The organism is Flammeovirgaceae bacterium SG7u.111 (genome assembly GCA_034044135.1).
In the GTDB taxonomy this organism is placed as follows: domain Bacteria; phylum Bacteroidota; class Bacteroidia; order Cytophagales; family Flammeovirgaceae.
In genome coordinates, this window is sequence record CP139021.1 from 979,771 (window position 1) to 994,292 (window position 14,522).

The window sequence follows — 14,522 nt, forward strand, 5'->3', positions numbered from 1 at the left end:
ATATGAGCCTTAGTCAAAAACAAATCAGTGGGATTTACCTCTGTATTATTGCCCTTTGCCTTTTCCCGTTTATCAGTCCTGCCCTAGCCTTGGGGCTTGGCTTAGTACTATCATTTTTTGGATTAAAGCATAAGAAAAGCTCAAATTATACGACCTTATCCCTGCAAGCTTCCATTGTACTGATGGGCTTCGGCATGAACTTGAGTCAAGTAGTTACAGCATCGAAAGGAGGCTTTTTGGTGACGGCAGTTTCTGTATTCTTTGTCCTAGGAATGGGTTTTTTATTGACCAAGCTCCTGAAAGTAGATGGTAAAACGGGCTTACTGATATCGGCAGGAACAGCTATTTGCGGAGGAAGTGCCATCGCGGCGGTTTCCCCCATCCTCAATGCCAAAAACTCTCAAGTTTCTTTTGCGCTAATAGTAGTTTTTATCTTGAATGCTATTGCTTTGGTCGTGTTTCCTGCCATAGGCCATTACTTCAACATGAGCCAAGAAACCTTTGGCACGTGGGCGGCTATCGCCATTCACGATACCAGCTCAGTGGTGGGGGCAGGGGCTACCTACGGGGCAGAAGCGCTGGAAATAGCCACTACAGTCAAATTGATACGAGCACTTTGGATAGTACCAGTAGCACTGCTCATTACCTTTGTCCAAAAAGAAAAAACAAGTGGAAAAGTGAAGATTCCTTGGTTTATAGGTCTTTTCCTCCTCAGCATAGTTGTTGCCCATTTTTTCCCCTCACAGCAAGAGGCTTTTGGGCACCTCAATTGGTTGGGGAAAAGAGGAATGGTTGTCGCCATTTTCCTTATCGGCTCAAACATCTCCTTAGCTGAAGCTAAAAATGCAGGTGCAAAAACATTTGTGCTGGGTGTACTACTCTGGATATTGATAGCTGCTGCCTCATTTTTGATGCTGACTAGTGTAGGCTGAGGCAAAGGTACGAGCTATAAAAAGCCTCCTCTCGACCTTAGCAAGAGGAGGCTATTATTTAAGAAATGGCAGGTAAATTCTAAACGCTATTATATCATTGTAGCTTAATTCCAACAACTGCAATATCATCTCTTTGGGGTTCGTCGCCCATATATTCGTCCAAGTACTTTTCAAGAGATGTTTTTTGATCTGCTAGGCTCAACCCTTTTATCTGTTCCAATTGCTCCCTTAGCCTTTTACTACCAAGTCTTCTTCTATCGGAAGGGCGGTGTTGGTCAATGTACCCATCAGTAGTCAGGTAGATTACCGAGTCTTTTTCTAGCAATATTTCCTTCCTCTCAAATGCCACTTTCTCCGTTTTTGTACCTCCTACCGACATTCGGCTACTTATATGCTCTTCAACTTTTTCACCGTTGGGTTGTCGGACAAACAGAGTGCTTTTAGCCCCGGCAAATTCTAGCTTCGGCAGAGAGGTGTTTTTGTGGATGACGCAAAGCCCCATGTCCATCCCATCTCGGTTGGAGCTGGTATTCTGCCTTAGAGCTTTCACCACTAGTTCATGCAGCTTGGCAAGGATTTGGGCTGGATCTGAAATTTTCATTTCTCCTACAATCCTATTCAACAAGGAGCTTCCTATCATACTCATAAATGCCCCAGGAACACCGTGCCCTGTACAATCGACCACTGCTACAAAATTAGCTTGGTCGCCCTCGTGCATCCAATAAAAGTCTCCAGAGACAACATCCCTTGGCCTGAACAAGACAAAATGCTCATCAAACTGCTGAGCAAGTTCTTCCTCCATAGGTAAGATTGCCTGTTGGATTCGTTTGGCATAGTTTATACTCGCCGTGATCATCTCGTTGGCTTCTTGTAGGTGATCACGTTGTTCTGCCAGTATCTTGGATTGTAATTCTACTTCCTTGTTTTTCAGAGAAATAGATTCGTTTGCTTCTTGTAGGTAGTCCCGTTGCTGTTCCATTTCCTCAGCCTGCTGAGCCATCTCCTCATTCTGAACTTGGATTTCCTCGTTAGCCTCTTGCAGCTCAGCTGTTCTTTCTTGTACTTTATCCTCCAAAATCTTCTGTTGCTTTTTGAGTTTGAAGGTTCTATACTTATAAAATCCAAAAGCCCCTCCTATCACCATTGTTGCCACAAGTGTCCGAAACCACCAAGTCTCCCACCAAGGGGGCAAGATCGTGATATTGAGCGAAACCCCATTGGTGTTCCATACCCCATCATTATTTGCAGCCTTTGCCCTGAACACATAATCCCCTGCATTCAAGTTAGTGTAGGTTGCTACTCTGTTGGTTCCTATGTTGTTCCATTTGTTTTCAAGACCTTCCAGCTTGTATGCATACTGGGTTTCATTTGTGTTCGTATAATTGAGCGCGGTTAGCTCGAAGCTAAAGATATTTTGTTCGTGGGTAAGGGTAAGTTCTTTTGTAGTGCTAATATCTTCTTGAAGAGGGCTGTCTTTATCTCTAAAAGATACTACTTGATTAAATAAGTTGAATTTTGTTATCCATACTGGTGGCTTATTTTCATTGTTTTTTATTTGTTCTGGTCGGAACACATTCAACCCCTTTGGTCCACTGAAATACATTTCACCCGTACTGGTGTACATTGAGCCTGGTTCAAAACTTTTACTTTGTGCACCATCCTTCACACCAAGCAAAAGCGTTTCTCTTGAAACTGGATCAAATTTATACAAACCATCTATTGTTCCTAACCATAAGTTTCCTTGATTGTCCTTCTGTATAGACTTTATCCCACCAGGCAGGTTATGCCTTTTGCTGTTATATTTTACTGCCGTCATCTTGGTTTCGTCAAATAGGAATACACCAAAGCCTCTGGTACCTACCCACATCTTGCCCTCTGCTTCTTCTACAAAGCATTCTACCAACTGCTTGTTGAAACCTACACTATCAGGGAGTACAAAGGTTTTAATTTCTTGCTTCTCGACATCAAATTTGCATACATAGTTTTTATTCTTCTTAGTTGAGCTGAACCACACATTATTGTATGAATCGGCATACATCGTATGTACCTTATCGGCAAGCGTGTCTCCACTTACTGGGTCTACCAGAGAAAAATGCTTGAATTTTTCTGTTTTGCGATCAAACAGAGAAAGAATAGTGCCCTTCGAGTCACCCCAACCATACCCAACAATCACCTTATCACCCGAACTGACCACTACTTGGAGAAAATTGTTCCACAATACGGACTCAGGGTCTTTCGGATTGGCTTTGTAATGAGTATACTTCTTTGTTTTCGGGTCATATTTATTAAGTCCACCTATTTTTGGCGTAATCCACAACGTATTGTCCCTTGTCGTGGCCAATGATAGGATATGGTTATGTGATAGACTATTCCGATCACTAGGTGAGTGAACATAATGGACAAACTTTCCTTTTTTTGGGTCAAACCTGTTAAGCCCATTAAATGTACCGATCCAGACATTTCCATCTTTGCCTTCTAAGTACGAAGTTACCTTATTGTCGCTTAAGCTATTTTTTAGATCAAAACCTTGTTTGGTATATAATCTCAAAGGTTTTAAGTTAGGGTCTAAGATATTTGCCCCCTGATAACGAGTTCCTATCCATACCAAACCGTTTGAAGACCGGTACATGCTCCATATCTGATTGCCCGAAAGACTATTTGGATAGTTGATATCGTTTACAAAACTTTTCAATTCTCCAGTCCTCAAGTTTACCGACTTCATCCCTAAACCATCTGCGTAACCAAGTAGTACCACATCTTTGCTATAAGGCACTGCCGACGATATAAAAGAGTTGACTTGTTCGCCTTTTTTGGCTGTATGATGCCTTACTGCCTGAAACTCTTTCTTTTGCTTGTCGAACATAAAAAAATGTTGGCAACCTGACTCTACTATAACGATAAGGTTTTCCCCTGTAAAATCATCCAGTATTTTAGTGATTTTTCCTGAGTTACACCCATGACCTTTATACCTAAAAAACTCTGCCTCTTTACCTAGTTCGTATCTGACCAAATAATTGCTGTTAGAAAGGTAGTACCACATCACGCCCTCTTTATCGCAATAGATACTTACAGGAAACGAACCTTTCTTACCCTGAAGGTCATTCGGTTTGGGAAGTTCAATTTCTTCTCCTTGGTGCGTATTAGGATTGAACCTTAATACTTTCCCTTTGTCGTTGTTAAACACCAAGTTCCCCTTAGCATCAACCTCTACGTTCAAAAAACCGTGTAACTTAACCTCTTTGCCTTTTTGATCTATATAGGATGTCACCCTCGTAAAATCGTCTGTTGGTTCGTTATATTTTAAAAGAGTTTGATTGGTTAATAACCATAATTCTCCCTCTTTATCGACACAAGCATCCAGCGTGTTGCCATAAAAACAGTTAGCTTTAGCAGGGTTATAAGGATATTTTATCACTCGATACCCATCGTATCGAGTTACACGGGTATTCACAAAAATCCACATATATCCTCTGGCATCTTCAATAAAACCATATACGAAGTTATTGTCGAGACCTTCATCTACTGTCAAATGTTTGAACTTATTGTCTGGAATATATTGGGGAAAGGCTATTTGTGAAGAAAAAAGTAGGATATAGACTAATAGGACTTGTAGCTTTGTTTTCATATTTTTATAATGTCGGTAATTAGGTTTGAATAGCTCGTTAAAATGCAATCGGAGGAGATGATTGCTCTGGGTGTGTTAAAAAACGAGCATAAGAAGCAATTATTTTAGCTAAGGAGCTTTAATACAAAATAAGTTTTACCTTGTTATGTAAATATTATTTTTTTACTGAAAAGTGCAAGCTAATTAGCGAATACGGAAGAAATAACCTTTTCCCTTCCCAATTTTTATACTACCTTCATTGGTTAAAATGCGGAAAAGCCGCATAACTAACATGAACACATATATTTATACAATGAAGAAGATGAAAATTTTATGGTTATTAACATTAATTGCTGTTTTATCGGCATGCAAAGAGCGGCAGGCTCAAGAAACAGAACAGCAACAGTCTCCAAAGCTTAAGGCGCTGATAGTTGACGGTCAGAATAATCATTACGTATGGCCCAAAACCACGATGATGATGAAGGATTACCTTGAGCAAACGGGACTGTTTGAGGTGGATATACAAAGAGACGATACTGTTTGGCTGGGAATTAAATATCAGGATTGGAGGTCTGGAACGATAGAAAAATACATTACCGAATACCCTTTAGACTCCTCGGCTTATTTCATTTCTTACGAACCTGTTAAAACTTCAGCTATTACTATTGATTTTAGCAACTATGATGTGATCATTTCTAACCTTGGGGAAAATACGCCAGAATGGTCCGGTGAAACAAAAGGTGCGCTAGAAGAATATATGCAAAATGGAGGGGGACTCATAGTAGTTCATGCGGCAAATAATGCTTGGGGAAATTGGGAGGAATTCAATAAAATGATAGGACTAGGTGCATGGGGAGGTCGTGATAGCACTTCAGGACCTTATGTTTATTACAACGATGCTGGCGAAATTGAAATAGACCCTTCAGAAGGGCAATGCGCTACGCATGGGCTAGAGCATGAATTTGTGATTACTTCACGTGAGCCAGATCACCCTATTATGAAAGGCTTGCCTACGGAATGGCTCCATGCACAAGATGAGATGTATGATCGCATGAGAGGACCTTTTGAAAATGCTACAATCCTTGCCACTGCTTATTCCGATGCTGAGGAAAATAAGCAGCCTTGGGAGCCTGTATTGGATGGTACCGGGTGGAACGTACCTATGCTAATGGCTGTCAACTATGGAAAAGGGCGGGTTTTTCATACAACCCTAGGGCACTTCGATTATTCCATGGAATGCGTTGGGTTTATAATAACCCTCCAGCGGGGAGCAGAATGGGTAGCTACCGGAGAGGTTACCCAAGAAATTCCAACAGATTTTCCTTCTAAAGAGAAATCTATTTCGAGGGCTTGGAAAAAGGAGTAGTGCATAAGCAGCAATGGCCTCGCTCAGAGCGAGGCCATTGTTTTTTTTGCAACCTTAAATCTCCCCCTTCTTCAAGCTTTCCACTGCATAGTCGCAGGCACGGGCGGTGAGCGCCATGTAAGTGAGAGAAGGATTTTGAGGAGGTGATGAAGGCATACAAGAGCCATCGGTCACAAAGAGGTTTTTGATGTCGTGGGATTGGTTCCACTTGTTCAGCACCGAGGTTTTGGGGTCGTTGCCCATCCGAGCTGTGCCCATTTCGTGGATGACCGAGCCTGGAGGAGGATTGTAATCAAACGGGCTTACCCAATCCAAGTCCGAGGCTTCCAACATTTCAACCGCGGTTCTCTGCATATCTTCCCGCATTTTCTTTTCGTTCTCCCCATATTCCATGTTGATGTCTAGTACTGGCAAGCCCCATTTATCTTTCTGGGTTTTGCTCAGTGAAACTTGGTTTTCATACTCGGGTAAGGTCTCGCCATAGGCTTCAAAGTACACCGACCAGTTGCCAGGCTTTGTGAGACCTTCTTTCCATTCTGCTCCCAAGCCTGCGCCATGAAGCCCTCTCGACCAATTAGCTCTGCTCGTATAGTTTTCAAAAGAGAAGCCTCGCACATAGTCTTGGTCATTTTTACCAATATTCCTAAATCTTGGGATGTACACGCTGGCAGGCCGGTTACCGTGGTAATACGAATCTTGCAAACCCGAGTAACCTCCAGTAGCGCCAATTCCCGCATGGTGATCCATGAGGTAATGCCCCAAGACACCACTCGAATTCGCCAATCCATCGGGATATTCTGTTGTAGCCGACTGCATCAAGATTTGCGTGCTGCCCAGTGTAGAGCTATTGAGGAAAATCAATTTGGCATAAAACTCTTCGCTTTCCCCCGTTTCCGAATTGATCACATGTACCCCTTTCAGCTTGTTAGAATTGGTATCGTAGATAAGCCTTTCTACTATGGAATACGGGCGCATGGTCAGGTTTCCCGTCTTCGCCGCATCGGGTAGGGAAACTGAATTGCTAGAGTAATATGCGCCAAACACACAGCCTCGGTGGCACAAGTTTCGGTTTTGGCATTTGCCCCTGCCATTGTGCTCCTTGGTAAGAATCGCCATTCGGCTAATGATCATGTTGCGCTCGTCATAGGCTTCTTTTATCCGCTTCTGAATCCGTTTTTCAAACATGTTCATCTCAAAAGGCGGCAAGAACTGCCCATCGGGCAACTGGGGTATTCCATCGTTATTTCCACTCACCCCAATGTACGATTCAACGTGATCGTACCAAGGGGCAATGTCCTTGTATCGGATAGGCCAATCGATTCCGATGCCTTCTTTTTGGTTCGCTTCAAAATCGTAGTCGCTTAGTCGGAACACATGCTTCGACCAAAGAAGCGATCTTCCGCCCATTTGGTTGCCCCTGTACCAGTTGAAGGGCTTTACTTGGTTGTAGGGGATTTCGCTGTCTTTCACCAAAAAGTGTTTGCAGTCTTGCCCAAATAGGTACAAGGTTTTTTGTATTTCATAGTCCTTTTTCTCCTCTTCGCTCACCATGTTCCGCAGGGGCATATCCCAAGGATCGGTAAGCGCCGTGGAGTAATCTTTTACATGTTCTACCATTCTGCCCCGCTCCAGCACCAACACTTTCAGCCCTTTTTCTGTCAGTTCCTTGGCGGCAATTCCGCCAGTCATTCCCGAGCCAACTACTATGGCATCGTAGGTATTTTGATCCGTTCCTTTTCCGAGTATATTAAAGTCTTTCATATTTTATAAAAAATTTTGATCAACCTCGAAGAGAGGCATATTTATCTGATATTTTTGATTTATATGTAGAAGTTAGAGGCTGGAGGTGAGATGTTAGAGTATATTTTCAACCTGCGAAGGCATTCACTTTCCAGCGTGGTAGGTGGCCGAAACGATCACGATGTTATTTATTGCTTGCGATAATGTCGGGGCGCACTAAAGAGATAACTTTATTTTTTCTAACCCCTAATCTCCAACTTCTAGCCTCTACAAATAATACCTCATACTGGTATCGCCATTGTTGAGCGTATTCTCATCAACCTTTACGTCGCCGTCGTAATCGCCGGGGAATTTTACATAGTTGCTTGCCTTGGTTTCCCCTTCTTGGGAAGTGAAAAAGCCGACCAAGGTGTATTGCTTCAATGTTCGGAAATAAGCGGTACTTTCATCGTTGTCGTAGGCTTTTTTGTCTATTTCCGTAAGGAGAGAAAGTTTGTCCTCTGCCTTCTCAAAAGCGGGTAACAAATTAGAAACCCCTTCTCTCATCACCTTCTGTTGGTCGGCGGTAAGGCACTTGGCAAATACCTCGTCCAGAAAAAGGTGGGTATTTACCTCCGAAGCCGACTTGGTTTTGGTAGCAGGAATGATCACATCTATGACCTGTGCTATCTCATCCAATTCTTGTTGGGTGAAAAATAAGGGGGAAAAAGTTGCTGCTTGTTTTTCGGGGGAGGTGCAACTGGCCACAAAACCCGAAAGGATGCTGGGGAAAAGTGCATGGGCGGAAATCATGCCCATAGACTGGAGAACTTCACGTCTATTCATCTTCAAACGTTGTATGTGAAAAAAGAAAGGCTAGTTGGGGTATGTCAGTTTGAACAGGAATAAATATATTGAACTTTTGGGAGATTGGGAAGGGGAAAGGAGGGTTTCGAATTGAATACTTCTATATTGATTAAATAATTGATTTGGCAATGACAACCATAGATTTGGACAAGTAGTAAAATGAAATGCCAACCATTTTTGCTGTGTGAGTTTTCAACAATTAATAAGAAAAAAGATGAACACGAAAAAAGTATGGTTTGTAACAGGAGCTTCCAAAGGTTTGGGACTCGAATTAGTAAAAAAGCTTTTAGCAAGTGGTTATTGTGTAGCAGCTACAACACGGAAAATCCAATCTATAACAAAAGAAGTAGGGGAAGCTTCTGCGTCCTTTTTCCCTATCGAAATGGATTTGACAGACAATGAAAATGTCAAAGTTGCCATTGCCAATTGTCTCGACCATTTCGGGCAAATAGATGTTGTAGTAAATAATGCTGGATATAGTCAGATTGGAACTTTAGAAGAGCTATCCGACGAGGAAATCAAAGAGAACTTTAATGTAAATGTATTTGGCTCATTGAATGTTATCCGAAATATAGTCCCACATTTACGCCAACAACAATCTGGGCATATTTTTAACATATCTTCCATTGGTGGATATGTCGGTAATTTTGCAGGATTTGGGATTTATTGCTCTACAAAATTTGCCGTAGCAGGGTTTACGGAAGCTCTTGCCGAAGAAATGAAGTCATTTAATGTGCATACTACCTTAGTTTACCCTGGCTATTTCCGAACAAACTTTTTGGCAAAAGGCTCTATTCAAACTCCTGCTAACCCTATTGGAGCATATAAAGCTGCACGCGAAATGGAACAAGCGCATTTAAATGACATAAATGGAAATCAACCTAACGATCCTAATAAAGCAGCAGATGTATTGATTACTTTGAGTGAACAATCCAACCCTCCTGTCCATTTTTTTATGGGAGAGGATGCATACAACTATGCCAACTTAAAAATAGAAAGCATCAAAGGAGCTTTGGAAGAAAATAAAGTATTAGGAACCTCAACTGGATTTAACGACTAAAAGCATATTTGGACAATGGGTCATAAAAGTATAGAAGAAACAAAAAAATATATAGGCATGTGGGTAACCGAAGATGGCTATATTAGACATGAGTTACTTCCGAATAACCGATACGATGAAGCCAGAGGGACACGAAAAAGTGTCTATCAAGGTAATTATAACGTAACTGGAAACCATATCAACTATAAAGACGATACGGGATTTATAGCCGATGGCAAATTTGAAAACGGAATTCTTTACCATGCGGGAATGATTTTATATAAAAAAAATTAACCAGCGAGTTTTAACAATGAACAATACCCATCGCTTTGATACCATCAGTCAATTTCATGCCTATAGTAATTTGCCCAAACCTGAGCACCCGTTGATCAGTGTAGTAGATTACTGCCAAGTGAAATACCCAACCGACTGTGATGAAATTCGGTGGGTACAAAACTTTTATTCCATTGGGCTGAAACGGAATGTTCAGGGGAAATTCAACTATGGCCAGCTGACCTATGATTTTGATGAAGGCGTATTAGCCTTTGTTTCTCCACAGCAACTTCTACAGATAGAAATAAACCAACAAGTAGCAGTTAATCCATCTGGTTGGCTACTGCTTATCCACCCAGATTTCTTATGGAACACTTCATTGGCTAAGAGTATCAAAAAGTATGATTTCTTTGGTTATTCTGTCAATGAGGCTCTTTTTTTATCCGAAAAAGAAGAAGATGTAATTGTAGAGATCCTAAAAAATATCCAACGAGAATATCGGTCAAACATCGATAAGTTCAGTGAGAGTATTATCACCACACAGGTAGAATTATTGCTCAATTATGCTGAACGTTATTATGAACGACAGTTTATTACCCGTAAAATTGCCCATCACCAAATTTTAAGCCGATTAGAAGATCTGTTAAAAGACTATTTTGATGATGAAACCCTTATCAACCAAGGAATTCCGACTGTCAAACAAATTGCCGACCTTTTGAACCTCTCCCCAAATTACTTGAGCAGCATGCTAAAAGTACTTACTGGGCAAAGTACCCAACAGCATATCCATAGTAAACTGATAGAGAAGGCCAAAGAGAAACTCTCTACCACAGCACTTTCGGTAAGTGAAATAGCCTACGAACTAGGTTTCGAACATCCAGCATCGTTCAGCAAATTATTCAAGAACAAAACCAAGCTTTCTCCTATTGAATTTAGGCATTTGTTTAATTGAATGTAGCTTGATATTTACAAATTTTGAATACTACCCCAATTCTATAAGAGCCTATCTGTTTTTTACTAATCCCCCCAAACCCTACATTCATCCCGTTTTTAGGTTGCCATATAATCTTTGGTGATTACCTCACTACCTTCATCTTTTATAGCGAGACCCGCTGGATTTACTGTATCATCCGCAGTTAACCAAAGACCACCTGCTAATTATATTGACAAAACCGCTAACTTTCTTTACCAACCCGTACTTGTTTCTTACATCACCTCTCTCTGTGCTCTAAAAAGGCTGATCTTGTTAGTTGTAAGGTGTTGAGTTACTTGTGTAGTTGAGTATTTTGTAACAATATGTAGTTTTGTTATTGCAACAAATAAAAGTGAAAGATTAGCAAAAAAATAAGATACTTTACTAAATTTCAAGAGAAAGCTGAGAGCTTTGCAATACATTTTTTAAAATATGAAGATGACATCTAATACAGAAAAGAGCAATCAAACAGAGAAAAATAGTTTCGTACAAAAACTAGTAAAGTTTCTATTATCCTTTGGACCTGGCATATTTGCCATTGGTTATACCATTGGGACTGGTAGCGTGACTTCTATGATAGTGGCCGGTAATTCTTTTGGAATGAACCTGCTTTGGGTGTTATTTTTTAGTTGCGTTTTTTCGGGGGTATTAATTTTTGTTTCTGGTAGCTATTACGTGAGCACTGGAGAAACCGCCCTTTTTGCTATTCGAAAGCATTTGCCTTGGGGAAAATATTTGGCCATAGCCATTCTTGTGGCCGTAGGCATTGGTCAATGGAATTCGTTAATAGGGATTTTGGGAATCACTTCTAATGTAGTTTTCGAAATTTTAGTGATCAATTTCCCCAACCTTGCCGGTCAAAAGTATTTAGTTGTTCTTGGGCTGGCTATTTTGATCATCGGGATTTTCTATCTTCTTTTGATCAAAGGAAGTTATACCATGTTTGAAAAAGTACTTGCCCTTTTTGTTTCCTTAATGGGGCTATCATTCATTTTCACTCTTCTTTTTGTTTTTCCACAGCCCACCGAAATTATCAAGGGGTTAGTCCCTAAAATCCCAAAAGTAGAGGGTGCAGGCATTCTCATTGCAGCATTTGTAGGGACTACTATGGCTTCTGCTACCTTTTTGTCAAGGCCATTGTTTATCCAAGGAAAAGGCTGGACCAAAAGTGACTTTAAGGTACAGAAAAACGATTCGATCATTGCGGCGCTGTTGATCTTTACCATTAGTGGGGCAATTATGGCCGTAGCAAGTGCTAGTTTGTATGGAACAGGAAAAGAAATAACACATGTGCTTGACATGTCCGATGCATTGGAGCCATCTGTCGGAAAGTTTGCTGTAAGTATCTTTTTTGCTGGCACATTGAGCGCAGGCCTTTCTTCCATCTTCCCTTGCCTCATGATAGTCCCACTTATGCTTGGAGACTTTAATTCAGGGAAGCTGGATGTTGAATCAGGTCGTTTTAAACTAATTACAGGAGTAGCAAGTGTGTTAGCCTTAAGCGTTCCCGTTTTTGGGTTTAATCCTATTCAAGGCCAAATATTCACTCAAGTTTTTAATGTTTTTGCTCTGCCGCTTGTGGTCTTCAGTTTTCTTGTTCTTTGGAACCGAAAAAATGCAGGATTACCACCTAACCGACTAATTACCAATATCGTGATGGTTGCGGCATTCATTTTTTCTTTAATTATTTTGTGGAATGGATTAGCTGATATCTTAGGTTGGTAGACTTGCTTTGAAAAGACATTTGTTTCAAGTAATTAACCGTATTCTCAAAATTTCGAGAACTGAAAAGTCCTCTTGAAGGCGTTACTCTGAAAGGGCTTGGGAATTGTAAATACTAAAAATGAACAATCCTAAACCAGAACGGGCAGCCTGGTTATCCAAGCTGCCCGTTCTATTGATGTATAAATCAGCATTAAGCCATTGAGTGATAGACGTTTTGGACGTCGTCGTCATCTTCTATTTTTTCCAATAATTTGTTGACATCTTCTTGTTGCTCTTCGGTCAGTTCTTTGGTCACCTGCGGAATTCGCTCAAACCCTGAAGACAAAATCTCTATATTATTCTCTTCAAAATACTTTTGCAAAGAACCATAATCAGAGAAACCTCCATAGACCATCATGCCATCTTCGTCCTCAAAGACTTCCTCAGCACCATAGTCGATCAGCTCCAGTTCCAATTCTTCGGCGTCTAACCCCTCCTTGTTCAATCGGAAGTTGCAGGTGTGGTCAAACATGAATTCTACCGACCCTTGAGTGCCCAAGCTGCCGTTGCACTTCGAGAAATAGCTTCTGATATTGGCAACTGTTCTGTTGTTGTTATCAGTAGCGGTCTCTACCAAGACGGCAATTCCGTGAGGGGCATATCCCTCGAACAACGTTTCCTTATAATCGCCTAAAGATTTGTCTGTTGCACGCTTGATGGCACGCTCAACATTATCTTTAGGCATATTGGCTGCCTTGGCATTTTGCATGACAGCACGCAGCCTAGAATTGGTAGTAGGATCTGGCCCTCCTTCCTTCACCGCCATGACAATATCCTTACCAATACGTGTAAAAGTTTTGGCCATCTGGCCCCATCTTTTTAGCTTTCTAGCTTTCCTAAATTCAAATGCTCTTCCCATTTTATGCTCTTTTTTAGACTTCCAAATATATGGAAAAGCTATATTTCTGTTCATATGAAAAGCAGCAAACCTTTATAATTTTCTCTTTTCCTCTGTATAACCTCGCTTTCTAACATTTACCAGCATTAAACCAATATAGGATTTTACCTGTTTTTGTTATCATAAAATAACTGCTTCTGCCCTAACTTTAGGGGGATAACAATTTCAATGGAAACAAGAACCACATGAGATTTTACAAACTACTTTTAGGCTTTTTCGTTTGTTCCATCGCTTTCTCCTGTACAGATGGGGCTGGCAAAAATGGAAAAGCATTGGAAACACAAGAAGGCATTGCCGCTGCTATCGACACGGTTACCATCCAACAGGATTTTATGCGCTGGTGGAAGTATGAAAACGAGGAAATCAATCTGTCTTCGAACTTTATAGCACTAGACGCTAAGGGGGGTGAGATAGATCAACCCGCATTTTTCACAATACTGAATTCGGGTGAATACATCCCCCTCAAAGTCGATCATGCTCAGGGGAGGGATACGTATCGGTTGCTAAAATTGCAGCCTGACGCAGATCCAGAAATTGGCAACCAAATGACCTACATAGCTTTTGATCATTTTGAAAAGTATAAAAAAATAGGGACGGAATTTCCCGCGTTTAACTTTGAAGATTTGGAGGAGAATTTCTATTCCAATGAAACCTTAAAAGGAAAAACGATTGTGCTCAAAACATGGTTTATCGGCTGTAGACCGTGCATCGAAGAATTTCCACAGTTAAACAACTTGGTGGAAGAGTTTGGGGGTATGGACGATATCGTGTTCATCAGTTTGGCTTTAGATTCAAAAGAGTCGTTAGCAAAGTTTTTGGAGAAAAAGCCATTTAACTACAAAGTCATACCCGATCAATCGCATTTTATACAAGAAGTATTGAAAATTGATGATTACCCTACCCACATGGTTATTGGCCCAGATGGAACGTATGAAAGAATTCCTGATAATTTGGAAAGGCTCATTGCTTATTTGAAGAAATAAAACTGCATCTGAACCTCTAATACATTGTTGCTCAATTGATGTATTGATGATACGCCGTTGCCGGGAATAACCTAAGCAACGGCGTGAATTACTGCTGAACAAAC

The 14,522-nt window shown here is 40.9% G+C and carries 11 protein-coding genes; 7 read left to right on the forward strand and 4 right to left on the reverse strand.

The window, feature by feature from the left end; genetic code table 11:
• The first annotated feature begins 2 nt into the window (after positions 1-2).
• Positions 3-932, forward strand: coding sequence for a putative sulfate exporter family transporter (locus R9C00_03965; protein WPO36602.1), 930 nt, complete (start codon positions 3-5; stop codon positions 930-932).
• 94 nt (positions 933-1,026) lie between these two features.
• On the opposite strand, the gene R9C00_03970 is transcribed toward R9C00_03965, so the two are convergent.
• Positions 1,027-4,557, reverse strand: a complete 3,531-nt coding sequence (locus R9C00_03970; protein WPO36603.1) for a two-component regulator propeller domain-containing protein — start codon at positions 4,555-4,557, stop codon at positions 1,027-1,029.
• A 292-nt stretch (positions 4,558-4,849) separates the two neighbouring features.
• Between R9C00_03970 and R9C00_03975 the strand changes: the two genes are divergently transcribed.
• A complete protein-coding gene (locus R9C00_03975) occupies positions 4,850-5,902 on the forward strand; it encodes a ThuA domain-containing protein (GenBank protein WPO36604.1) in 1,053 nt (350 codons plus the stop codon).
• Positions 5,903-5,956: 54 nt separating this feature from the next.
• Here R9C00_03975 and R9C00_03980 read toward each other — a convergent pair whose 3' ends face one another.
• Both R9C00_03980 and R9C00_03985 read right to left on the reverse strand, forming a co-directional pair.
• On the reverse strand, positions 5,957-7,663 hold the full coding sequence (locus R9C00_03980; protein WPO36605.1) for a GMC family oxidoreductase: 1,707 nt from the start codon (positions 7,661-7,663) through the stop codon (positions 5,957-5,959).
• Between the two features lie 246 nt (positions 7,664-7,909).
• Positions 7,910-8,467 carry a gluconate 2-dehydrogenase subunit 3 family protein gene (locus R9C00_03985; protein ID WPO36606.1) on the reverse strand — a complete coding sequence of 186 codons (558 nt, stop codon included), beginning with the start codon at positions 8,465-8,467 and terminating at the stop codon, positions 7,910-7,912.
• A 235-nt stretch (positions 8,468-8,702) separates the two neighbouring features.
• Here R9C00_03985 and R9C00_03990 point away from each other — a divergent pair, with 235 nt between their 5' ends.
• The 4 genes from R9C00_03990 to R9C00_04005 all read left to right on the forward strand — a co-directional run bounded on the left by R9C00_03990 (position 8,703) and on the right by R9C00_04005 (position 12,498).
• Complete coding sequence (locus R9C00_03990) at positions 8,703-9,548, forward strand: SDR family oxidoreductase (GenBank protein ID WPO36607.1); 846 nt, start codon at positions 8,703-8,705, stop codon at positions 9,546-9,548.
• Between the two features lie 15 nt (positions 9,549-9,563).
• A complete protein-coding gene (locus R9C00_03995; protein ID WPO36608.1) occupies positions 9,564-9,821 on the forward strand; it encodes an Atu4866 domain-containing protein in 258 nt (85 codons plus the stop codon).
• Between the two features lie 16 nt (positions 9,822-9,837).
• Positions 9,838-10,752, forward strand: a complete 915-nt coding sequence (locus R9C00_04000) for a helix-turn-helix transcriptional regulator (GenBank protein ID WPO36609.1) — start codon at positions 9,838-9,840, stop codon at positions 10,750-10,752.
• Positions 10,753-11,205: 453 nt separating this feature from the next.
• Positions 11,206-12,498 (forward strand): Nramp family divalent metal transporter, encoded by a 1,293-nt coding sequence (locus R9C00_04005; GenBank protein ID WPO36610.1) that lies wholly within the window; start codon positions 11,206-11,208, stop codon positions 12,496-12,498.
• Between the two features lie 190 nt (positions 12,499-12,688).
• Here the strand turns inward: R9C00_04005 and R9C00_04010 are convergent, their stop codons facing one another.
• On the reverse strand, positions 12,689-13,396 hold the full coding sequence (locus tag R9C00_04010; protein WPO36611.1) for a YebC/PmpR family DNA-binding transcriptional regulator: 708 nt from the start codon (positions 13,394-13,396) through the stop codon (positions 12,689-12,691).
• A 224-nt stretch (positions 13,397-13,620) separates the two neighbouring features.
• On the opposite strand from R9C00_04010, the gene R9C00_04015 reads away from it, so the two are divergent.
• Positions 13,621-14,418 carry a TlpA disulfide reductase family protein gene (locus R9C00_04015; protein ID WPO36612.1) on the forward strand — a complete coding sequence of 266 codons (798 nt, stop codon included), beginning with the start codon at positions 13,621-13,623 and terminating at the stop codon, positions 14,416-14,418.
• Positions 14,419-14,522: the final 104 nt, after the last annotated feature.